The organism is Escherichia sp. WS3227_2, from assembly GCF_046486495.1.
GTDB classification, from domain to species: Bacteria; Pseudomonadota; Gammaproteobacteria; order Enterobacterales; family Enterobacteriaceae; genus Escherichia; species Escherichia coli.
The window spans coordinates 157,716-181,149 of record NZ_JBJQLG010000007.1 but is presented as its reverse complement, the minus strand read 5'-3'; the positions used below and the strand labels follow the sequence as shown (position 1 = coordinate 181,149).

Genomic DNA, 23,434 nt, shown 5'->3' with positions numbered 1-23,434 from the left:
ACAAAGTGGTTTCCAGGGCGCAGGATAAGTTTCATAACCCCCTGTTTATTGTGTTAATGGCGGTTAAAAAAAAGCTTGATCATAAAAAATTGATCGATAATAATTCTCATTATCACGTTTGCATTTAACAAAATACGGCCATATGGATAACAAAGCCATATCATTTGCAAGGGGTAACGCACAGCGCTCTTCACTCCTGATGGGGCATATCGTTTTGCCTGACAAAGAGGGCGTGCTTTTGCGTATTTGCCGAGATACCAGGCAATTTCATGGGATATAAACGCCTGTAAACTCACCCGGCGAATATTATCGCCCTGAATTTTAAATAAATTTATTTTTCGCCAGCCACCCCGGTATTAACCCAGGCAGCCAGCATTTTTTATTTTCCTCATGGAGAATCGCTATGTCACGTCCGCAATTTACCTCGTTGCGTTTGAGTTTGTTGGCTTTGGCTGTTTCTGCCACCTTGCCAACGTTTGCTTTTGCTACTGAAACCATGACCGTTACGGCAACGGGGAATGCCCGTAGTTCCTTCGAAGCGCCTATGATGGTCAGCGTCATCGACACTTCCGCTCCTGAAAATCAAACGGCTACTTCAGCCACCGATCTGCTGCGTCATGTTCCTGGAATTACTCTTGATGGTACCGGACGAACCAACGGTCAGGATGTAAATATGCGTGGCTATGATCATCGCGGCGTGCTGGTTCTTGTCGATGGTGTTCGCCAGGGAACGGATACCGGACACCTGAATGGTACTTTTCTTGATCCGGCGCTGATCAAGCGTGTTGAGATTGTTCGCGGACCTTCAGCATTACTGTATGGCAGTGGCGCGCTGGGTGGGGTGATCTCCTACGATACGGTCGATGCAAAAGATTTATTGCAGGAAGGACAAAGTAGTGGTTTTCGTGTCTTTGGTACTGGCGGCACGGGGGACCATAGCCTGGGATTAGGCGCGAGCGCGTTTGGACGAACTGAAAATCTGGATGGTATTGTGGCCTGGTCCAGTCGCGATCGGGGTGATTTACGCCAGAGCAATGGTGAAACCGCGCCGAATGACGAGTCCATTAATAACATGCTGGCGAAAGGGACCTGGCAAATTGATTCAGCCCAGTCTCTGAGCGGTTTAGTGCGTTACTACAACAACGACGCGCGTGAACCAAAAAATCCGCAGACTGTTGAGGCTTCTGATAGCAGCAACCCGATGGTTGATCGTTCAACAATTCAACGCGATGCGCAGCTTTCTTATAAACTCGCCCCGCAGGGCAACGACTGGTTAAATGCAGATGCAAAAATTTACTGGTCGGAAGTCCGTATTAATGCGCAAAACACGGGGAGTTCCGGCGAGTATCGTGAACAGATAACAAAAGGAGCCAGGCTGGAGAACCGTTCCACTCTCTTTGCCGACAGTTTCGCTTCTCACTTACTGACATATGGCGGTGAGTATTATCGTCAGGAACAACATCCGGGCGGCGCGACGACGGGCTTCCCGCAAGCAAAAATCGATTTTAGCTCCGGCTGGCTACAGGATGAGATCACCTTACGCGATCTGCCGATTACCCTGCTTGGCGGAACCCGCTATGACAGTTATCGCGGTAGCAGTGACGGTTACAAAGATGTTGATGCCGACAAATGGTCATCTCGTGCGGGGATGACTATCAATCCGACTAACTGGCTGATGTTATTTGGCTCATATGCCCAGGCATTCCGTGCCCCGACGATGGGCGAAATGTATAACGATTCTAAGCACTTCTCGATTGGTCGCTTCTATACCAACTATTGGGTGCCAAACCCGAACTTACGTCCGGAAACTAACGAAACTCAGGAGTACGGTTTTGGGCTGCGTTTTGATGACCTGATGTTGTCCAATGATGCCCTGGAATTTAAAGCCAGCTACTTTGATACCAAAGCGAAGGATTACATCTCCACGACCGTCGATTTCGCGGCGGCGACAACTATGTCGTATAACGTCCCGAACGCCAAAATCTGGGGCTGGGATGTAATGACGAAATATACCACTGATCTGTTTAGCCTTGATGTGGCCTATAACCGTACCCGCGGCAAAGACACCGATACCGGCGAATACATCTCCAGCATTAACCCGGATACCGTTACCAGCACTCTGAATATTCCGATCGCTCACAGTGGCTTCTCTGTTGGGTGGGTTGGTACGTTTGCCGATCGCTCAACACATATCAGCAGCAGTTACAGCAAACAACCAGGCTATGGCGTGAATGATTTCTACGTCAGTTATCAAGGACAACAGGCGCTGAAAGGTATGACCACTACTTTGGTGTTGGGTAACGCTTTCGACAAAGAGTATTGGTCGCCGCAAGGCATCCCACAGGATGGTCGTAACGGAAAAATTTTCGTGAGTTATCAATGGTAATCATCTGCCCCGATATTTCGGGGCATTTATCTGGAAGGAAGAGAGACAATGAACCACTACACACGCTGGCTTGAGTTAAAAGAACAAAATCCCGGAAAGTACGCGCGTGACATCGCAGGGTTAATGAATATTAGCGAAGCAGAACTGGCATTTGCACGCGTCACGCACGATGCGTGGCGGATGCGCGGCGATATCCGTGAAATTCTGGCGGCGCTCGAAAGTGTTGGCGAGACCAAATGTATTTGCCGTAATGAATATGCAGTCCATGAGCAAGTTGGTGCGTTCACAAACCAGCATTTGAACGGACATGCCGGATTGATCCTCAATCCACGCGCGCTGGATTTGCGTCTGTTTCTCAATCAATGGGCCAGTGTTTTTCACATTAAAGAAAATACGACTCGTGGCGAACGCCAGAGTATTCAGTTCTTTGATCATCAGGGCGATGCATTACTAAAAGTTTATGCCACCGACAATACCGATATGGCGGCATGGAGTGAGCTTCTGGCACGGTTTATCACCGATGAGAATACGCCGCTTGAGTTAAAAGCCGTTGATGCGCCAGTCGTTCAAATGCGAGCCGATGCCAGTGTGGTCGAGCAAGAGTGGCGGGCGATGACCGACGTTCATCAGTTTTTTACGTTGCTAAAGCGCCACAACCTGACGCGCCAACAGGCGTTCAATCTGGTGGCAGACGATTTGGCCTGCAAAGTATCCAACAGTGCGTTGGCGCAAATTCTTGAATCTGCACAGCAGGATGGCAATGAAATCATGGTGTTTGTTGGCAACCGTGGCTGCGTACAGATTTTCACTGGCGTGGTAGAAAAAGTGGTGCCAATGAAAGGTTGGCTGAATATTTTTAACCCGACGTTTACTCTTCATCTATTAGAAGAGAGCATTGCTGAAACCTGGGTAACCCGTAAACCTGCTAGTGACGGTTATGTGACCAGTCTGGAATTGTTTGCCCATGATGGTACGCAGATAGCGCAACTTTATGGTCAACGTACAGAAGGCGAACAGGAGCAAGCGCAATGGCGTAAGCAAATTGCTTCGCTGATACCGGAAGTCGTTACTGCATAACGTATAATTAACGGGAGGTCTGGCTATTTATTGCTGGGCCTCTTTATATTAATCAATCGATCACACCAGATAATCAATATGCTGATGGCGTACCAACTCATTGATCCGCTTAAGATTGAGGATCATCATGATATTGTGTTTATGGCAGTAGAACGTTTTTAGCGATATTTTCAGTTTCTCCAGAATATCTTCCGTTGTCATTTGACTCGCAATGCAGCTCAGAACCTGATGCTGCTTGCGCGAAAGGGACACATCCGCTTCAGGCACAGAGCAGTAACTGCCATTGATGAGTGCGACAAAGTCGATGATGGTGATAGTTCGCGGAACAAAGGTCACCGGTACTTTCCCCAGGCAGCGTTTAATATTAAAGGGAGAGAAAATAATCACATGGACAGGTTTTAATCGTTCAATCTGAGTGAGCAAATTAGAATGAAATACATTATTCATTAATGTATCAATAATGACGAAGGCATTCTGATGCAACATTACGTCGATCTCTTCTTCGTTCTGTATATGAACGACATTACCTTTACTCAGAATGTTTTTCATCGCGGTGAAGAACATCGTATCCCTGGTAATTATAAGAAACATAACCGACTCCTGGTGCGAACATTAACTTTATAATCAGTTTGCCAAAGGTAATTAACAGGACAGGGCTTATAATAATAGTTAGCTGGCTGTGTATTAATTTGATGTAATGCATGATGCAGATGCTGAGAAAGCATCTGCATCTTTCGGTGGTGTTATTTGACCAGCTCAGGTGTTACCTGACTCACCGCGTTGGTGTAGTAAGGCGCACCCCAGCCCGGTTCCGGCCAGAATGCACCATAGCCGTAATCCCACAGGTTATAGGTGGTATTAACCACTTCTCTCAAATGCCACACCTGGATGCCCTGCATATTCACTTCGAGGAAGTTATACGGGACTTTATTGATAAAGCCAGGTTGTTCACCCTGAATGGTACCGAGGATGGTAACAAAGTGATTACGATAGTTCACTGGATCAAGGAAGCCGCTTTGTCTGGCGAGCAGTCGGCCCTGATAGTTGGCTTCAATATCAGGCTTCGCATAGCTATCCAACGGTAATACAGCGATTTCTAACAACGTATCCGTTTTGCCATTGATAACGTTGATAACCTTCCCACCAAAGCGCGCTTGTTGACCAACATATAACCCCGGCTGGTTATGAACAGCAACAAAACTTTTTTGAATATCAGGTTGGTTATTGCCTTTGATATTTTGCGGAATTGAACTACATGCGGCAAGCAAAAATGAAAGGCTGAGGATGAGTGCACCTTTTGTCATGTTCATGTTACTATCCTTATCAACAAATATTAAAACCATAATAGATATTTCTTTATAGTTTTCATCTGATTCTGAGGCGATATGCCTGATAGTAACGTAAACCTGTCTGATGTTTATATCCCTTCTGTTTAGTTTAATTCTGTTAATTTTGGGGCGTGACATGAGTATCCATCGCCCCATAAAATAGTCTTTTTTTAAAGGTACATAAAATCTATTTTTATTCAATGATTATAAAGTGCTAATGTTCATATTATGGGATTATATTCTGGTAATGATTTGATAAGCGAATTCTTTTGCCAGATGGTGTTTCTATTTCCACCCCATAATTTATAGTTTTTTCATCAGGTAGCGATCTCTTTAAATAAGGTGCGTATGACATTTTTTTTGGGTTAAGCGTCTCGTATTGAAATACTTCGAATTGATATTCAGACATTTCTGCCCATGTTTGAATTTTATTGTATCGGGGTAGTGTCGTAAAGGCTTTAACTTGCTTATAACATTGTTTTTTGAATTCTTGCTGATATTTTAATATGTCATTGTATGAAATATTGGTTATCCTGGCCTCTAAGAATTTAATTATTGTCGAAGCAATTTCCGCTTTTGCTCGTAAAAAGTTGTCATTAATGGTTAATAATGTTGAAAATAAACCTTCGATTTGTTTGTCAAGATATTGTTCGTCTTTATATAATTTTGGGGTAGGGTGTTCTTTATGTGAAAAAATAGTGTCACCTAAATTTGCGTCAGTGAAATTTATATTAAGTAGATCTTCGAAATAAAACCTTGACAAGGTTAGAACGAACCCGGACAGGTTCTGTCCTGTCATATTGAAATCAATAAAGTTGGTTCCGGCAAAGACTTTCATCCTGTTTTTATTTTCACTGTGCTCAATATATAACTTCGTCATTTTTTGATACAGGTTTTGAATATCTTTTATATTAGTCGGTAAGTCAGCTCGTTGTTCAGCAATAAAATTAGTATCTGAAAACATGGTTTGGACACTGAATCTTACTGGTATTCCCTCTTCTACGCTAATTTTAGTTATGATTGCCTTGTCGGGTTTAGGATTAGCGACAACAATGATTCGACATTCAGCACTTTTGTTCTTTTCGTATCTAATGTTATTAATTTGATTAAGTAGTCCCTGTGCCTGCCGCGTAAGTGGTGTCGAACTTATCGATTCAATGTTAGTAATAAGACTTACAAGTTGAGCCACAACTTTGGAGTAGTCTGCATTTGTATATGTGGTGTTCGTGCGGCACGCATAAATTTGTGGGAGGTGTTTCCGCGCTAAATCATATTGTTCAGGGTTGTATCCTTCTCCAGAGAATGGGGAATTAATGGGTTGTTGTTCTTCCTGATTATCACAAGGCCACATCGGTGTGTCTGGTGTTTTAACATTGTCGGTATCTGTTGTGCGGTTATAAATATCGCCGTGATATGTATTTATCATACCTGGGGTAAAGTCAATTGACATAACATTCCTTATTGTTCATCTATTTCGCTAAATTTTTGTAAATCGGAGAATTAGAGCAGGAATGGATTTTCTTCTACGCGGAAATAAACATAATGCGCCATATCTTCCTGATATAATTACCTTTAACTTCCCTTTCATTTCCACCCGGTAATATTTGTGTATAAAAAAAGGGCAGTGATAGTATCGTAAAGGAAAACGTTAACAACTATCAAAAAGCGCTCATTTTAAAAAGTTATGATGTTCTCCGATAGTGTGTGAAGTGATATTTTTGTGATGTTTTAGATGTGTAATAATGAACCAGGTTAAAGTGTATTTAAAAATGTGTTGTATTGGCGACTGAAATCTGCCCTTTAAAAGGGGGGATAGCACTGAGACAAAGAGGCATTGCTTCTCCGATAAAATGTCAGAGAAGCATGATTGCGTGGTGATTGTCGATTGATGACTTACTGACGGATCCGTCATCATTCTCAAAGCATTAGTTAAGTTATTTGTGCTTTTTAAGGATTATCCTATCTATGATTTTCTACTCAGAAGGATAAGGCACTCACAATGCTCCTTATAGTTTACTGCTGGCATCTATTTAAAATAGCATTTGAGTCAAATAGCCCATCAAGATAGCCATACCTAATATAACCGTCAGGAATGCAGCTATCATCGGCATTCTGAACATTGATTTAAGTAATATCACTTCCGTCAGGCTTGCGCCGGCACTGCCGATGATTAATGCCATTAATGCTCCCAGACCCATTCCTTTTGTCATCAGAACAGATGCCAGAGGGATAACCGCCTCTGCCCGGATATACAGCGGAATACCGACAACGGCGCTCAATGGGATGGCGAAGGGATTATCTGCCCCTGCATGAGCGGCAATCCACTCTGAGGGAATAAAGCCATAAATAAAAGAGCCTATTAATACCCCTAACAAAAGATATGGCAGTACATCTTTAAACTGTTGCAACGCATCTTTGGTGGCTAGTTTTATGGGATTAATACTTACCACAGCTTTGGTACTGCAACAGGTAACTACAGGTTTCTCAATGGCTTTAGCCGCTGGACTACAGCAACTCACTTTTATTGGCGTATATGTCGTCCCCGGCGAAGTTTTGGCTGGAGCACAACAATTTGCTGATGAGCTTTTACTGGCAATGATATGACGTTCAAATCCCAGAGAATCCAGGATAATACTGGCAAGTACGGAGACGCCGGCGGCGATAATCGCGTACAACAAGGTAACTTTCCAGCCAAAGGTCACCCACATTAACCCGACGATAATGGGATTAAGTAATGGGGAAACAAATAAAAAAGTGAGAGTCGGACCAAACCCGGCTTTCGCTGATAACAAGCCACGTAACATTGGGATTGTCGAGCAACTACAGAACGGGGTAACGGCTCCCAACAGAGCAGCCAGGAGATAGCCTCTCCCTTTTCTGGCCCCCATCATTTGCTGGATTTTATGGTCTGGCACCTTTTGTCTTATCAGGCTGACACCGGCACTAATCACTATAAACAGCAAAGAAAGCTCGACGGCGAGAAACACAAACATCTCTGCAGCATCTTGCAGCATCGCAAGCCAACTACTCATACGTAACCTCATTGAATAAATCTATATTTCCAGAATAATCGAAATGAAATTCAGATCAAGATATTTCTGGTATTATCGAAATATCAACCAGACAAAGGGGGTGTCATATGCAGTTGGAAGAAGTTGCTAAAGCGCTGAAAGAGCTAGGTCACCCGACCCGTTTGTTCATATTCAAACACTTGGTCAAAGCGGGGGAACAAGGTTTGCCGGTCGGTGAGTTGCAAAAGCAGCTTGGGATACCCGGCTCTACACTCAGTCACCATATTTCAGCACTGGTATCGGTAGGGCTGGTCAAACAAAACCGTGAGAGTCGGACGCTGATGTGTGTTTCGCAATACGCAATGCTGGAAGCGATAATTGAATTCTTACGCGAGGAGTGCTGCGTAAATAGCAAAATTGCCTGATGCGCTACGCGCTACAGATTTCATGCCATGCACGGTTTTGTAGGTCGGATAAGACGCGTTAGCGTCGCATCCGACATAAACGAAGCGCACTTTACCAACTATCGGCAGTGGATATCGCCGCTTTATTTCAGGCGTTTACCCGCTTCATCAACCACTTTCTCGCCATCTTCCTTGGTGAACGCGCGTTGTTGCGCATCTGGCAGAATTTCCAGCACCACTTCTGAAGGGCGGCACAGGCGAGTTCCCAGCGGCGTCACCACAATCGGGCGATTAATCAGAATCGGGTGCTGAAGCATAAAGTCGATTAACCGATCGTCAGTAAATTTATCTTCTGCAAGGCCCAGTTCCTCATACGGCTCGACGTTTTTACGCAGCAGCGCGCGTACGGAAATCCCCATATCGGCAATGAGTTTGACCAGTTCATCACGCGTCGGTGGGGTTTCCAGATAATAGACAATGGTCGGTTCTGTGCCGCTGTTGCGGATCATCTCCAGCGTATTTCGCGACGTGCCGCAGGCTGGGTTGTGATAAATGGTAATGTTGCTCATATCAATATCTCATTACAAAGTGAAAGAGAGACGTAGCGCCAGCGCAGCCAGCGTCACAAAAAGCACCGGCAGGGTCATGATAATCCCTGTACGGAAGTAATATCCCCAGCTGATAGTCATATTCTTCTGCGAAAGTACGTGCAGCCAGAGTAGCGTCGCCAGGCTACCAATTGGGGTAATTTTCGGCCCCAAATCGCAGCCAATCACGTTGGCATAAACCATCGCTTCTTTGATAACGCCAGATGCCGTGCTGCCATCAATGGACAACGCGCCAACCAGTACCGTCGGCATATTGTTCATAATAGAAGAGAGGAAGGCGGTGAGGAATCCGGTGCCGAGCGTCGCGGCCCACAGGCCGTTTTCCGCCAGCACGTTGAGTACGCCAGAAAGATATTCCGTTAGTCCGGCATTGCGCAGGCCATAAACCACCAGATACATGCCGAGCGAGAAGATGACAATCTGCCAGGGCGCACCGCGCAGGACTTTACCCGTATTAATTGCATGACCGCGTTTAGCGACGGCAAATAATATCAGCGCGCCCACTGCCGCAATGGCGCTTACCGGAATGCCGAGCGGTTCCAGGACGAAAAATCCCACCAGCAGAAACAGTAAAACAACCCAGCCAGTTTTGAACGTAGCAGGATCTTTAATCGCTTCTGCGGGAGATTTCAGCAGCGCCATATCGTAGTTCTGTGGAATATCTTTGCGGAAATAGAGATGCAACATCACCAGCGTTGCAACAATTGCGGCGATATCCACCGGCACCATCACCGATGCGTATTCGCGAAAGCCGAGGCCAAAGAAATCTGCGGAAACGATATTCACCAGGTTGGAGACAATAAGCGGCAGGCTGGCGGTATCGGCAATGAACCCGGCCGCCATCACGAACGCAAGCGTAGTGCCTTTACTGAACCCTAAAGCCAGCAGCATGGCGATGACAATCGGTGTCAAAATAAGCGCCGCGCCATCATTGGCAAACAGAGCTGCAACGGCAGCACCGAGCAGGACAATCCAGGTAAACAGCAAGCGACCGCGTCCATTGCCCCAGCGTGAGACGTGCAGCGCCGCCCATTCAAAAAAGCCGGACTCATCCAGCAGCAGGCTGATGATAATGACGGCAATAAACGCCGCCGTCGCGTTCCAGACGATATTCCACACCACCGGAATATCACCCGGATGAACCACGCCCGTAAGCAACGCCAGTACCGCGCCGAGCGTTGCACTCCAGCCGATGCCTAAACCTTTCGGCTGCCAGATAACCAATACGATGGTCAGGACAAAAATAGCGCCTGCCAGTAACATACACCCTCCTGACAGGGCGACATGGTCGCCCTGTATAAAAAATTAACTTGCCAGCTTTCTGAGTTTTTCGATACCCGTAGGTTCTTGTGCGAATAGAGGGACCAGCGCTACACGCTTAGCATGTCGGGCCATCACCGCCTCAATTTGTGGTCGTTCCTGCGTTGCTCGCTGACACAGTAGCGACGAACGAGTTTCCGCAATAGAAAGGCAGTTATTGATTATCCAGCCCCAGGGATGAATCCCTGCGCGTTTAAGATCGGCCTGCAAATTAGCCGCTTCCAGTACGGGTGTGGTTTCAGGCAGCGTAACCAGCAGCACTTTGGTGCGTTGCGGATCCTGAAGTTGCATCATTGGCGTAGTAAAGTGACCTTTTTCGCCCATTTTTTTCGCCATTTCACGGTGATAAGCCCCGGTGGCATCCAGCAGTAACAGCGTGTGACCGGTTGGCGCGGTATCCATCACCACAAAACGTTTACCCGCCTCACGGATCACGCGCGAGAACGCCTGAAATACAGCAATCTCTTCGGTGCAGGGAGAGCGTAAATCCTCTTCCAGCAGTCGTTTCCCCGCTTCATCGAGATCTTTTCCCTTTGTCTCAAGGACATGCTGGCGATAGCGCTCGGTCTCTTCCTGCGGATTGATCCTGCTGACCTGTAGGTTGGTAAGTGTGCCGTTTAGGGTAGTGTTAATGTGGGCAGCAGGATCGGAGGTTGTAAGATGCACATCGAATCCCATATCTGCCAGCCTGACGGCGATAGCTGCGGCCATTGTGGTTTTCCCCACGCCGCCTTTTCCCATCAGCATGATCAGACCGTGTTCACTGCGGGCAATATCATTCACTAGCTCAGAGAATGACATGTTTTCAGAGAATTGCTGGCGCATCTGGTCAGAGAGCGGTGCAGGCTCGAAACGGGTATTAAAAAGACCTTTTAATGCAGGCACGCCAACCATGTTCACCGGTTGAAGGAAGAGGGTATCTGCTGGAATGGTCGATAAACCGGCGGGTAAATTTACCAGGGCTTCCTGCTCACGCTGAACTATTGCCATTGCTAGTGGGTCATTTTGCTGCCCGGACTCAGGCAATACGCCGTTGATCACCAGATACTGATTTTTAAGACCAATCGCTGCCAGTTCTTCATGAGTGCGAGCGACTTCCTGCAATGTTGATTTTTGCAGGCGTGCAACCAGCACCAGGCGGGTACGCTCAGGATCGGATAATGCTTCTACCGCATCAGCGTACTGCTCACGCTGTTTTTCCAGCCCAGCCATCGGGCCAAGACAGGAGGCACCATCGGGATTACTTTCAATAAAACTGCTCCAGGCACCGGGGAGCTGCAGAAGTCGTATGGTATGGCCCGTTGGCGCGGTATCAAAAATGATGTGATCAAAGCGGGCCAGCAGAGAGGCATCGGTCAGTAAACCGGTGAACTCATCGAACGCCGCGATCTCCGTCGTACATGCTCCCGAAAGTTGTTCGCGTATACTATTTACAACCTCCTCAGGGAGAAGTCCTTTGATAGGGTCAACGATTCTGGCCCGATACTGTTCAGCGGCTTGCTGAGGGTCAATTTCCAGCGCGGACAAACCGGGAACCGCTGTCACAGGAGTAATAGCGTTACCAATAGTTTGATTAAATACCTGACCGACATTCGATGCGGGGTCGGTGCTGACAAGCAGAACCCGTTTTCGCCGTTCCGCCAGATGGATAGCAGTTGCGCAGGAAATTGACGTTTTACCTACGCCCCCCTTACCGGTAAAAAACAGATAAGGCGGGATATTCTGTAAGAATTTCATATGTCCCCCTGACCGGCTCAACAACAGTCGGTTTTTCCGCCACAGCAGTGTGTTGGTGCCAGTCCCACCTTCTCCAGCGGGATCCCAAACCAGCGGGCTAGCTCGGCGCGTTTCGGATAACGGCCCGCCATCACGGTTTCGCCTCCCAGTAAGATCAAGGGCAATCCTTCCGCCCCGGAAGCCTCAAGAAACGCTTTCGCTTTTTCGTTTTGCACGAAACTCATCGGTTGCTGCGCGAGATTGTAACGTTCGACCTGAACACCGCGGCTTTTCAGCCATTGCACATCTGCGGAAAAATCGACCAGCACCTGATCAACATCAGAACCACAGACGCCGGTACTGCAACACATCGCCGGATCAAACACCGTTAACGTCTTCATCTTCGACACCTCACATTCGGAAAATCATATATATCCAGGCAAATTTTTTAACTGCAGCTTGCTTTACCGTCTGCAGAGCAGTTGGCTGCGGCCAGCTTACGGGCGATAGCCTGCACGTCGTCCAGTTGGCTTAATCTTGTTTGCTCAATAATTTTCGCTGCCCATGCTGGAATATGCGGCGATAAGCGGTAATGAACCCACTTACCCTGCTTGCGATCCAGCAATAGCCCACTTTCACGCAGCAATGCCAGATGGCGGGAGATCTTGGGCTGCGACTGATCGAGGGCAGTACAGAGATCGCAGACGCATAACTCACCCAGTTCGCTAAGCAGTAAAACGATGCCCAGACGGGTTTCATCAGCAAGAATTTTGAACAGTTGGATGGGTAAGAGAAATGACATATTGCGCTCCTGATTGTTGCAGGTAGTGTCTCTCTTTGAAGCGGATAAGTCAAAAACATATATGACTTAACGAATATGTAAGTGCAGAGAAAGGTATAGGTGTGAATTAAGCGTTGGGTATTCATTTGAAAGGAGGTCTGAATCAGGACGTAAAAAAACCGACTTTGCGTCGGTTTTTTACTTTCCAGCCCTGAGTTGGTGGCTCTGGCTGGAGTGAGAGAGCTCTTATCTAACAGTTCAATACTATTAGCCAGTGGCTAACATTGCAAGAATTAGCGATTTCTTCAGCTGGAGAAGGGACAGTTTGCTATACATGTTGGTGAAAGAGGATTTATATACTTTCATCGGGTCGCTGCCGTACCAAGCCTTGTCCGAATCCGGACGTAAAAAAACCGACTTCGCGTCGGTTTTTTACTTTCCAGCCCTGAGTTGGTGGCCCTGGTTGGAGTGAGAATGCCATCATCTAACGCATCAATGCTAATACCATACTGAAACTATTGCAAGGACGTGCTGGTTATATCGTCTGCATATACTGTATGATTATCCAGTTAGCTCTGAGGCATTTTCACTCTGGTAATGCGCATAAACGCTTTCAAAGTCCTGGTCAGAAGTACGGGTGGTGCCGTTAACTGATGCTCTGGCCGGAGTGAGAGAGTTCTTATCTAACAATGAGACATGCGCCGTGACAGGCAGTGGATGAGTAAGCGGATGCATTCTCACTCCATCGCATGGAGAAAACGGGTGATTGATAAAGCAATCATCGTTCTTGGAGCGTTAATTGCGCTGCTGGAACTGATCCGCTTTCTGCTTCAGCTTCTGAACTGATAGCGGAAACGTAATTAAGGGCTAAGAGCACACTACTCTTAGCCCTTTAACATTTAACGCATTGTCACGAACTCTTCTGCCGCCGTCGGGTGAATGGCGACGGTATTGTCGAAGTCTTTTTTGGTTGCGCCCATCTTCAGCGCCACCGCGAAGCCCTGCAACATTTCATCCATACCAAAACCAATGCCGTGAATACCGACAATCTTCTCTTCCGGTCCAACGCATACCAGCTTCATGCGGCACGGCTGGCGGTGAGTGGTGACGGCGGTATACATCGCGGTGAAAGAGGATTTATAGACTTTCACCTGATCGTCGCCGTACTGCTCGCGCGCCTGCGGTTCCGTTAAACCAACAGTACCAATCGGCGGATGGCTGAAGACCACGGTTGGAATGTTGCTGTAATCCAGATGCTCATCCGGCTTGTTATTAAACAGGCGTTCAGAGAGACGGCGACCCGCTGCAACTGCCACCGGTGTCAGTTCCACTGCACCCGTGTTATCGCCCACCGCGTAAATACCTTCAACGTTGGTGTTTTGATATTTATCGACGACGATATAGCCTTTTTCGTTGGTTTTTACACCAGCGGCTTCCAGGTTGATGTTGTCATTGGCAGGCTCGCGACCAATCGCCCAAATCAGGCAATCCACCGTTTCACTGCGACCATCTTCCAGCTCCAGCGTCAGGCTGCCATCGGCATTTTTCACTACCGCTTTCGGGATGGCGTTGGTGTGCAACTGCGGACCTTCGGCATTCATCACTTCGACCAGCGTTTCAGAGATCATCGGGTCGAAGCTGCGCAGCGGCGCATGTTTACGCACAAACAGATGCGTTTTCGCGCCGAGGCCGTTAATCACGCCCGCCAGCTCAACGGCGATGTAACCCGCGCCAACAACCGCCACGCGCTCTGGCAAAGCAGGAAGGGCGAAGAAGCCATCAGAATCAATACCGTATTCCACGCCCGGAATATCCGGGTGGCTCGGACGACCGCCGGTAGCGATCAGAACATGATCGGCCGTGATGGTTTCGCCGTTTACCTCCAGCGTTTTGGCATCAACGAAGCGGGCAAAGCCTTTGATTACATCAACGTTATTTTTACCGAGCACGTTTTCATAGGAGGTATGAATACGGTCGATATAGGCGGTACGGCTGGCGATCAACGTTTCCCAGTTGAATTTATTGATAGTGGTATCAAAACCATAATCCGGGCCGTACATGTGGATCGCTTCACGGATTTGCGCCGCGTGCCACATCACTTTCTTCGGTACGCAGCCAACATTTACGCAGGTGCCGCCCAGTTCTTTGGCTTCAATCAGCGCGCATTTCTGACCGTACATAGCCGCGCGGTTGATGGAGGCGATACCGCCGCTGCCGCCGCCGATGGCGATGTAATCATAGTGTTTAGTCATGACAGAGTGTCCTTATCGTTGATTACCGCGATTGTAGCGCGAGACGTAATAGGTGCCAGCAATGGCTGCAATTACTCCGGCACGATCCAGCTTACGGTGGCGTGCCCGGTGCCAGCCGGAACCAGTTTGCTGTGCAGCCACGGCAGCACGTTATTCATCTGCTGTTCCAGTTTCCACGGCGGATTAATCACAATCATGCCGGAAGCGGTCATGCCACGGCGATCGCTGTCTGGCAGCACCGCCAGTTCAATTTGCAGAATTTTGCGAATGCCGGTCGCTTCCAGGTCGTGGATCATGCGCTTAATTTGCTGGCGCAGCACCACTGGATACCATAATGCGTAAGTGCCCGTGGCGAAACGTTTGTAACCTTCTGCTATCCCGCTGACCACCGCCTGATAGTCGGTTTTCATTTCATACGGCGGGTCGATAAGGATTAAACCACGGCGGGAAACCGGCGGCAGTTTGGCCTTAAGCTGCTGGAAGCCATCGGCTTTTTCGACGCGCGCACGGCTGTCTTTCTGAAATTCAGAACGCAGCAACGGGTAATCGCTCGGGTGCAGTTCGGTCAGTTGCAGGCTGTCCTGTTCACGCAGTAACTGACGGGCAATCAACGGTGAACCGGGGTAGTAACGCAACTGACCGCTACGGTTAAAGTGTTTTACCACATTGATGTACGCCTCCAGCTCTGCAGGCAAATCGTCCTGCTGCCAGATACGGGCGATACCTTCGAGATATTCGCCGGTACGCTCGGCATGTTCGCTGCCTAACTGGTAACGCCCGGCCCCTGCGTGGGTATCGAGATAGAGAAACGGTTTATCTTTCTCTTTCAGCGACTCGATGATCAGGCTCTGAACGGTATGTTTAAGGACGTCGGCGTGGTTGCCAGCGTGAAAGCTGTGGCGATAACTGAGCATGGGTAAAGGTGTTCCGGTAAGTAAAAATCGGCCCGTATTCGGGGCGCACAAAAGCCTATCAGGACAGTATACCGAAAAGAGGCCGCCGCCGCGAAAGCGTAACGTTTCTCATTGAAATTCACTACACTTAACCCCATGCTACAAACATTATGTAAAGCGCCTGTTGAGCGCTTCCTTAACCTCTTTAACCAGGACTGCGCTAATGACGAATCCGTTACTGACTCCCTTTGAATTGCCTCCGTTTTCTAAAATTCTCCCGGAACATGTCGTTCCAGCCGTGACTAAGGCGCTGAACGACTGCCGCGAAAATGTGGAGCGCGTAGTAGCGCAAGGGGCACCGTACACCTGGGAAAATCTCTGCCAGCCGTTGGCGGAAGTGGACGATGTGCTGGGGCGTATCTTCTCCCCGGTCAGCCATCTGAACTCGGTGAAAAATAGCCCGGAACTGCGTGAAGCCTACGAACAAACCCTGCCGCTGCTGTCGGAATACAGCACCTGGGTAGGGCAACATGAAGGGCTGTATAAAGCTTATCGCGACCTGCGCGATGGCGATCATTACGCCACGCTGAACACGGCGCAGAAGAAAGCGGTTGATAACGCACTGCGCGACTTCGAACTCTCTGGCATCGGTCTGCCAAAAGAGAAACAACAACGCTACGGTGAGATTGCCACTCGTCTTTCCGAGCTGGGCAACCAGTACAGCAACAACGTCCTCGATGCGACAATGGGCTGGACCAAACTCGTTACCGACGAAGCGGAGCTGGCGGGGATGCCAGAAAGCGCGCTGGCTGCGGCAAAAGCCCAGGCCGAAGCGAAAGAGCTGGAAGGTTATTTGCTGACGCTGGATATCCCAAGCTACTTGCCGGTAATGACCTACTGCGACAACCAGGCTCTGCGCGAAGAGATGTATCGTGCTTACAGCACCCGCGCTTCCGATCAAGGCCCGAACGCCGGTAAGTGGGACAACAGCAAGGTGATGGAAGAGATCCTCGCGCTGCGTCACGAACTGGCGCAACTGCTGGGTTTTGAAAACTACGCCTTTAAATCCCTTGCCACTAAAATGGCAGAAAATCCGCAGCAGGTGCTTGATTTCTTAACCGATCTGGCAAAACGCGCGCGTCCGCAAGGTGAAAAAGAGCTGGCGCAACTGCGTGCCTTCGCTAAAGCCGAATTTGGCGTGGATGAGTTGCAGCCGTGGGATATCGCGTACTACAGCGAAAAACAAAAACAGCACCTCTACAGCATCAGTGACGAACAACTGCGTCCGTACTTCCCGGAAAACAAAGCGGTTAACGGCTTGTTTGAAGTGGTGAAACGTATTTACGGCATCACCGCTAAAGAGCGTAAAGATGTTGATGTCTGGCATCCGGATGTACGTTTCTTCGAACTGTATGACGAGAACAACGAACTGCGCGGCAGCTTCTACCTCGACCTGTATGCCCGTGAGAACAAGCGCGGCGGGGCGTGGATGGATGACTGCGTAGGCCAGATGCGTAAAGCCGACGGTTCGCTGCAAAAACCGGTCGCGTATCTGACCTGTAACTTCAACCGCCCGGTGAATGGTAAACCGGCGCTGTTTACCCATGACGAAGTGATCACCCTGTTCCACGAGTTCGGTCACGGCCTGCACCATATGCTGACCCGCATTGAAACTGCCGGTGTGTCTGGTATCAGCGGGGTGCCGTGGGATGCGGTCGAACTGCCGAGCCAGTTTATGGAAAACTGGTGCTGGGAGCCTGAGGCGCTGGCGTTTATCTCCGGTCACTATGAAACCGGCGAACCGCTGCCGAAGGAGCTGCTGGATAAAATGCTGGCGGCTAAGAACTACCAGGCGGCGCTGTTTATTCTGCGCCAGCTGGAGTTCGGCCTGTTTGATTTCCGCCTCCATGCCGAGTTCCGCCCGGATCAGGGAGCGAAAATCCTCGAAACTCTGGCAGAAATCAAGAAACTGGTTGCCGTAGTACCGTCTCCATCCTGGGGCCGTTTCCCGCACGCTTTCAGCCATATTTTCGCCGGTGGTTATGCCGCAGGTTACTACAGCTACCTGTGGGCCGACGTGCTGGCGGCAGATGCCTTCTCGCGCTTTGAGGAAGAGGGCATTTTCAACCGTGAAACCGGACAGTCGTTCCTCGACAACATTCTGAGCCGTGGCGGTTCAGAAGAGCCGATGGATCTGTTCAAACGCTTCCGTGGTCGTGAACCGCAGCTGGATGCGATGCTGGAGCATTACGGCATTAAGGGCTGATCATTCAGTGAAAATCTGCTTAATTGATGAAACAGGCACCGGAGACGGTGCCTTATCTGTTCTGGCGGCCCGCTGGGGGCTGGAACATGATGAAGACAACCTGATGGCGCTGGTATTAACGCCGGAGCATCTGGAACTGCGCAAGCGTGATGAGCCAAAACTTGGCGGCATCTTTGTTGATTTTGTTGGCGGGACGATGGCGCACCGTCGCAAATTCGGCGGCGGACGTGGGGAGGCAGTGGCGAAAGCGGTGGGTATTAAAGGCGATTATTTGCCAGACGTGGTGGACGCTACCGCAGGGCTGGGGCGCGATGCCTTTGTGCTGGCTTCGGTCGGCTGCCGCGTGCGGATGCTGGAGCGTAATCCGGTGGTTGCTGCATTGCTCGACGACGGCCTGGCGCGTGGTTATGCGGATGCGGAAATCGGCGGCTGGTTGCAGGAGCGGTTGCAGTTAATTCACGCTTCCAGCCTGACGGCGCTGACCGATATTACTCCGCGCCCGCAGGTGGTCTATCTCGACCCGATGTTCCCGCATAAGCAGAAAAGCGCGTTGGTGAAAAAAGAGATGCGAGTCTTTCAGTCGCTGGTGGGGCCGGATCTTGATGCCGATGGATTGCTGGAGCCTGCACGCTTGCTGGCGACCAAACGCGTGGTGGTAAAGCGCCCGGACTACGCGCCGCCGCTGGCGAATGTCGCCACGCCAAACGCGGTAGTGACCAAAGGGCATCGCTTTGATATTTATGCCGGAACGCCGGTGTAAAAGTAAAGCAGGGTAGCGTTATCGCTACCCTGCTTTCTGCAAGAATAATTAATGGCTTTCGGGCGTCGCAATCATTCGTTTCAGCCACGGCACCATCAGCAGCATCACCACCGCAACGCCCAGCGTAACCAGGCCAATCTTACCAAACACGTTGGTATAGACGGGCAACGTCTCAAGCGGATCGGTAATGTTGTCTGGTACTGCGGTAAATGTTGCCACATAGCCGCCCAGCAAGAACGCGGCAGCCTGCGTCAGGAACCACATCCCGAGAATAAAGCCCATCAAATGCTGCGGCACCAGGGCAGCAATCATCGCCAGGCCAAGGGCGCTAATAAACAGTTCACCCAGGCTCTGGAATAAGTAAACCAGCACAATAAACCACGGCGATGTCAGCCCCTGGGCATCCGCAAACCACATTCCCGCAGCTGCAGCCGTCAAAAAGCCCAGTGAGCACATAAACATGCCGAGAGTAAATTTCATCGGCATAGAGAGATCTTTGCCTTTGTTACCCAGATGCGTGTAAATGCCTGCCAGTATTGGGCTGGCGAGTACCACCCAGAACGGGTTAAGCGCCTGGAAGCTGACCGGGTTGATGGAAAAGCCGAGAATTTCATGATGCACGTTGTTGATGGCAAAGAAGTTCAGCGACGTTGGCATCTGGGCGTAGAGAATGTAAAACACCACCGCTTCGAGCATCAGGACAAAGGCGACAAACATTTTATTGCGCCCGGTTTTATCCAGCTTGAATGCCTGACGAAAGAAAATGATGGTGACGACGATGGAGAGAACAATCAGCACCAGATTGGCGACTTCTACGTTGTGCATCAGCCATGCACAGACGAAGATCATCACCACGCTGCCAAGTAACACGTACAACAGTTTGCTGAAGCTCATCGGCCGGAAGTCGGGTTCAGAACCAATGTCTTTCACCATTCCGCGACAGGCGATGTAAACCAATAGCGCGATAATTAATCCTGCACCGCACAGGTTGTAGGTGACTGAATAGCCGAATCTATCAGCGATCACAGGGGCCAGCGATAACGCTATCAACGAGCCGATGTTGATCGACATATAGAACAGGGTAAATGCGCCATCAAGCCGCGGATCTTTCGGCGGATAGCACTTCGAAAGCAAGCTGGCTGGGTTAGCTTTAAACAGGCCGTTACCGACAGCGATAGTCCCCAGGGCGATGAAAATCAGGTCAGGCTTAAGTAGCGACATGCCGGTCATGAAGTAGCCAATCGCCAGCACAAGTGCTCCGAGAACAATGGTGCGTTTGGTCCCCAGCAGGTGGTCGCCGACATAGCCGCCAATGGAAATGAGGCCATAGACCAGCGCAGCAAACGCACCAAAAGTGACAAAAGCCTGTTCTTGCGAGAATCCAAGCTGCTTAACGAAGAAAACCGCCAGTACGCCCTGCACGCCGTAGTAGCCGAATCGCTCCCATAACTCGACAAAAAAGATCATGAAAAACGGGCGAGGTTGCTGCAGCATCCCCATGGGTGTTGTTGTATTCATATTTATTAACCTTCCAATACCATCCTGAAAAGTATGAACGCGTAAGGGATAACGCGCGAAAAAGTTTACATCTGTCAGAGATTCTTAATATTGATGCGGTGAATAAATTAATACACTATTACAACAGAAAATAACCAGCTGATCACACTAATGATGGAAAATATGATGGTGTTAAATGTTGTATTGGTAGGGGATTTTGATTGCGTACGCAGACCGTAGGCCAGATAAGGTGTTTACGCTGCAAGGTAACAAGGCGCGCCAAAAAGCAAAACGCCCGCATATGCGGGCGTTCAGGAACACGTCGTAGAGGGAAGATTATTCTTCTTCGTCGCGCAGCGGAACAATCAGCATATCAACGTGAACGGTGTTGATCAGCTGACGTGCGGAAGACATCAGTTTGCTCCAGAAGTCCTGGTGGTGACCACAAACCACCAGATCCATATCGTATTTCTTGATTGCATCGACCAGAACCTGGCCCAGGTCGCCGCTGCCGCTCAGGGTTTCAGTGATTGGGTAGCCTGCATTAGTGGAAAGCTCGGTCAGCGCATGATGTGTCTCTTCAGAGATGCGTTTCTGCATATCACCCAGATTCACATCAATAAGCCCGGTGTATAGGTCAGAGTAGTTTACATCTACGTGGATCAGAGAAACTTTCGCATTATAGGGGCGAGCCATAGAGACTGCTTTCTCTACCAGAACTTTGCTTTCCGGGGAGAGATCGACCGCGATGAGAATGTGTTTATAAGCCATAGTGTTACTCCTTCCATAAAGTTGTCGATGACTGGCCAGCTAGCGTTTCTTGTGCCGTTACGTCACCCGCGTCCTGCGAACTACGTGCGCGGGGCTAACCCAGCCGTAAAGATTCAGTGTTAAGACCATCCTTACCTTATAGCGACCCGGATGATCCGTCAATCCGCCTTGCTTACCCGTTAGATAAACAAATTTTCGACATGAATATATTGATAGTGGTTAACCTTCTGGAAAAAAAACAACCTGATCTCCTACACTATCTATAGAGCCGCTCGGATGTTGGTCACCACAAAAGCGGTTTCTCCAGGACCTGGTGTTAACTGATTGGCAGCGTATCGGGAGCGGTAGCCCCGGGGTGGAACTCCGCGGGCAGGTCGCCGGGGAGGAGGTATGATAAGCACCGTCGCATTATTTTGGGCTTTATGTGTCGTTTGCATTGTTAACATGGCGCGCTATTTCTCATCACTACGCGCGTTGTTAGTGGTACTGCGTAACTGCGATCCATTGCTCTATCAATATGTTGATGGAGGGGGCTTTTTTACCTCACATGGCCAACCCAACAAACAGGTGCGTCTCGTTTGGTATATCTATGCCCAACGTTATCGCGATCATCACGATGATGAGTTTATTCGCCGCTGTGAGCGGGTGCGTCGGCAGTTTATTCTGACCAGCGCATTGTGTGGTCTGGTGGTGGTCAGCCTGATTGCATTGATGATTTGGCATTAAGCACTTCAGCAAAAATAACGCATAAAAAAAGCGGGCCAGTAAACTGACCCGCTCGTTTTGGTGCGTGCGATTACAGGAACTGCAAGGAGAGCCAGTAAAGCCCGCCGGAAAGCAGTACCGCAGCCGGAAGGGTAAACACCCAGGCCATCAGAATACTGGTCACGGTTTTACGCTGTAAGCCGCCGCCATCTACCACCATCGTCCCCGCGACAGAAGAGGAGAGTACGTGAGTGGTGGAAACCGGCATCCCGGTATAACTCGCCAGGCCGATGGACACTGCCGCCGTCATCTGGGCAGACATCCCCTGAGCGTAGGTCATGCCTTTCTTACCGATTTTCTCACCGATAGTCGTTGCCACACGACGCCAGCCAATCATCGTACCGATACCTAACGCCAGCGCGACCGCCATGATGATCCACACCGGTGCATACTCGATGGTGCTAAGCATGTCAGACTTCAGTTTCTTCAACAGGCGCTGATCGTCAGCACTCACACCAGGCATCTTCACCACTTTGTCGATAGTGTCAGAAACGCACAGCATAATGCGGCGCATCTGGCTACGTTGATCAAGCGACAGCTTATCGTAGCTTTCCACATCGGTAGTCAACATGCCTTTCAGGCGGTTGAGCGCGTTAATGGTATTCGACGGATGGCAATGGAACTCCGCAGGTTGCGTTGCGCCAGCTTCCGGAGCCGGTACTAACTGATCAGCACCGGTAGCCTGTTTCAGCAGCGCAGGGTGCTGCTCAAAGTAAGCTTCCACGTTGTTGATGGCATCACGGGTACGGGTGATTTCGTAGCCAGTGGCATTCATGTTCACCACGAAGCCTGCTGGTGCGACGCCAATCAATACCAACATAACCAGACCAATACCTTTCTGACCATCGTTCGCGCCGTGCGAAAACGCCACGCCGATAGCGGAAAGGATCAGCGCAATACGCGTCCAGAACGGCGGCTTTTTCTTGCCGTCTTTCTTTTCACGCTCCGCTGGGGTCAGGTGGATACGGGCGCGTTTCTTGGTGCCGCTCCAGTAGCGACGCAGCAAGAAAATCAGACCGCCAGCAAACACCAGGCCGACAATAGGGGAAACGATCAGAGAACCGAAAATACTTAATACTTTCGGGATATTGAGTGCATCCACCACTGACGTCCCGGTCATCAACGCATTGGTTAAACCAATCCCGATGATCGCGCCAATCAGCGTATGAGAGCTGGATGCAGGTAAACCAAAGTACCAGGTACCCAGGTTCCAGATAATCGCCGCCAGCAACATAGAGAACACCATGGCAAGGCCATGAGACGATCCCATATTAAGCAGCAGATCCGTCGGCAGCATATGCACAATGGCATAGGCAACACTCAGACCACCCAGCAAAACACCCAAAAAGTTGAACACCGCCGCCATAACCACGGCGAGCTGAGAACGCATCGCGCGGGTATAGATAACGGTTGCCACGGCGTTGGCTGTGTCATGGAAACCATTGATGGCTTCGTAGAACAGCACAAAAGCCAGTGCAAGCAATAATAACAGCCCGGTATGCAAATCCAGGCCAGCAAACAAATGTAGCATAGGACGTTACGCCATTTTGAGGACATGAACGCGGCGCATTATCAGTGACTTTCGCGGCGCGGGCAAAG

The 23,434-nt window shown here is 49.5% G+C and carries 20 protein-coding genes and 1 pseudogene; 7 read left to right on the top strand and 14 right to left on the bottom strand.

The features are described from left to right. Positions 1–403 precede the first annotated feature (403 nt). Together chuA and chuS are read left to right on the top strand one after the other, a co-directional pair. A complete protein-coding gene (gene chuA / locus ACJHXB_RS12095) occupies positions 404–2,386 on the top strand; it encodes a TonB-dependent heme/hemoglobin receptor ChuA/ShuA (protein ID WP_000089583.1) in 1,983 nt (660 codons plus the stop codon). 48 nt (positions 2,387–2,434) lie between these two features. Next, positions 2,435–3,463, top strand: a complete 1,029-nt coding sequence (gene chuS, locus ACJHXB_RS12090; RefSeq protein ID WP_001017196.1) for a hematinate-forming heme oxygenase ChuS — start codon at positions 2,435–2,437, stop codon at positions 3,461–3,463. Between the two features lie 60 nt (positions 3,464–3,523). Here the strand turns inward: chuS and ACJHXB_RS12085 are convergent, their stop codons facing one another. From ACJHXB_RS12085 to ACJHXB_RS12070, 4 genes and pseudogenes are all read right to left on the bottom strand, one after another. Beyond that, a complete protein-coding gene (locus ACJHXB_RS12085) occupies positions 3,524–4,054 on the bottom strand; it encodes a helix-turn-helix transcriptional regulator (RefSeq protein WP_000478624.1) in 531 nt (176 codons plus the stop codon). A 152-nt stretch (positions 4,055–4,206) separates the two neighbouring features. Beyond that, positions 4,207–4,773 carry an outer membrane lipoprotein Slp gene (gene slp / locus ACJHXB_RS12080; RefSeq protein ID WP_001057453.1) on the bottom strand — a complete coding sequence of 189 codons (567 nt, stop codon included), beginning with the start codon at positions 4,771–4,773 and terminating at the stop codon, positions 4,207–4,209. A gap of 351 nt (positions 4,774–5,124) precedes the next feature. Next, positions 5,125–6,241 (bottom strand): annotated as a pseudogene (locus ACJHXB_RS12075) (hypothetical protein). Positions 6,242–6,821: 580 nt separating this feature from the next. Next, the gene (locus ACJHXB_RS12070; protein WP_000100284.1) at positions 6,822–7,823 is read right to left on the bottom strand and encodes a permease; all 1,002 of its coding nucleotides are present in this window, start codon (positions 7,821–7,823) and stop codon (positions 6,822–6,824) included. A gap of 107 nt (positions 7,824–7,930) precedes the next feature. Between ACJHXB_RS12070 and ACJHXB_RS12065 the strand changes: the two genes are divergently transcribed. Further along, on the top strand, positions 7,931–8,227 hold the full coding sequence (locus ACJHXB_RS12065) for an ArsR/SmtB family transcription factor (protein WP_001175589.1): 297 nt from the start codon (positions 7,931–7,933) through the stop codon (positions 8,225–8,227). Between the two features lie 122 nt (positions 8,228–8,349). Here ACJHXB_RS12065 and arsC read toward each other — a convergent pair whose 3' ends face one another. Genes arsC through ACJHXB_RS12040 form a run of 5 tightly spaced genes read right to left on the bottom strand, consistent with a single transcriptional unit; the run spans position 8,350 to position 12,652 of the window. Continuing rightward, on the bottom strand, positions 8,350–8,775 hold the full coding sequence (arsC, locus tag ACJHXB_RS12060) for a glutaredoxin-dependent arsenate reductase (RefSeq protein ID WP_000065801.1): 426 nt from the start codon (positions 8,773–8,775) through the stop codon (positions 8,350–8,352). Positions 8,776–8,787: 12 nt separating this feature from the next. Further along, a complete protein-coding gene (arsB, locus tag ACJHXB_RS12055; protein ID WP_000922632.1) occupies positions 8,788–10,077 on the bottom strand; it encodes an arsenite/antimonite:H(+) antiporter ArsB in 1,290 nt (429 codons plus the stop codon). A 42-nt stretch (positions 10,078–10,119) separates the two neighbouring features. Beyond that, on the bottom strand, positions 10,120–11,871 hold the full coding sequence (arsA, locus tag ACJHXB_RS12050) for an arsenical pump-driving ATPase (RefSeq protein ID WP_000670587.1): 1,752 nt from the start codon (positions 11,869–11,871) through the stop codon (positions 10,120–10,122). Positions 11,872–11,888: 17 nt separating this feature from the next. After that, positions 11,889–12,251 (bottom strand): arsenite efflux transporter metallochaperone ArsD, encoded by a 363-nt coding sequence (gene arsD, locus ACJHXB_RS12045; RefSeq protein ID WP_000855180.1) that lies wholly within the window; start codon positions 12,249–12,251, stop codon positions 11,889–11,891. A 47-nt stretch (positions 12,252–12,298) separates the two neighbouring features. After that, positions 12,299–12,652: a transcriptional regulator gene (locus tag ACJHXB_RS12040; RefSeq protein WP_000008964.1), complete on the bottom strand. Its 354-nt coding sequence runs from the start codon at positions 12,650–12,652 to the stop codon at positions 12,299–12,301. A gap of 741 nt (positions 12,653–13,393) precedes the next feature. On the opposite strand from ACJHXB_RS12040, the gene dinQ reads away from it, so the two are divergent. Beyond that, complete coding sequence (dinQ, locus tag ACJHXB_RS12035; RefSeq protein ID WP_001295215.1) at positions 13,394–13,477, top strand: damage-inducible type I toxin DinQ; 84 nt, start codon at positions 13,394–13,396, stop codon at positions 13,475–13,477. 53 nt (positions 13,478–13,530) lie between these two features. On the opposite strand, the gene gorA is transcribed toward dinQ, so the two are convergent. Both gorA and rlmJ read right to left on the bottom strand, forming a co-directional pair. After that, positions 13,531–14,883, bottom strand: coding sequence for a glutathione-disulfide reductase (gene gorA, locus ACJHXB_RS12030; protein WP_000160826.1), 1,353 nt, complete (start codon positions 14,881–14,883; stop codon positions 13,531–13,533). Between the two features lie 71 nt (positions 14,884–14,954). Further along, on the bottom strand, positions 14,955–15,797 hold the full coding sequence (gene rlmJ / locus ACJHXB_RS12025; RefSeq protein ID WP_000954225.1) for a 23S rRNA (adenine(2030)-N(6))-methyltransferase: 843 nt from the start codon (positions 15,795–15,797) through the stop codon (positions 14,955–14,957). Between the two features lie 202 nt (positions 15,798–15,999). On the opposite strand from rlmJ, the gene prlC reads away from it, so the two are divergent. Continuing rightward, a complete protein-coding gene (gene prlC, locus ACJHXB_RS12020; RefSeq protein WP_001298719.1) occupies positions 16,000–18,042 on the top strand; it encodes an oligopeptidase A in 2,043 nt (680 codons plus the stop codon). A 7-nt stretch (positions 18,043–18,049) separates the two neighbouring features. Then, positions 18,050–18,802: a 16S rRNA (guanine(1516)-N(2))-methyltransferase RsmJ gene (rsmJ, locus tag ACJHXB_RS12015; protein WP_000686622.1), complete on the top strand. Its 753-nt coding sequence runs from the start codon at positions 18,050–18,052 to the stop codon at positions 18,800–18,802. 48 nt (positions 18,803–18,850) lie between these two features. On the opposite strand, the gene dtpB is transcribed toward rsmJ, so the two are convergent. Together dtpB and uspA are read right to left on the bottom strand one after the other, a co-directional pair. After that, positions 18,851–20,320: a dipeptide/tripeptide permease DtpB gene (gene dtpB, locus ACJHXB_RS12010; protein ID WP_001098652.1), complete on the bottom strand. Its 1,470-nt coding sequence runs from the start codon at positions 20,318–20,320 to the stop codon at positions 18,851–18,853. Between the two features lie 315 nt (positions 20,321–20,635). Further along, positions 20,636–21,070, bottom strand: a complete 435-nt coding sequence (gene uspA / locus ACJHXB_RS12005) for a universal stress protein UspA (protein ID WP_000323571.1) — start codon at positions 21,068–21,070, stop codon at positions 20,636–20,638. Positions 21,071–21,460: 390 nt separating this feature from the next. On the opposite strand from uspA, the gene uspB reads away from it, so the two are divergent. Further along, the gene (uspB, locus tag ACJHXB_RS12000; RefSeq protein WP_000626187.1) at positions 21,461–21,796 is read left to right on the top strand and encodes a universal stress protein UspB; all 336 of its coding nucleotides are present in this window, start codon (positions 21,461–21,463) and stop codon (positions 21,794–21,796) included. A 70-nt stretch (positions 21,797–21,866) separates the two neighbouring features. Here uspB and pitA read toward each other — a convergent pair whose 3' ends face one another. Next, positions 21,867–23,366, bottom strand: coding sequence for an inorganic phosphate transporter PitA (gene pitA, locus ACJHXB_RS11995; RefSeq protein ID WP_000902780.1), 1,500 nt, complete (start codon positions 23,364–23,366; stop codon positions 21,867–21,869). Between the last annotated feature and the right edge of the window lie 68 nt (positions 23,367–23,434).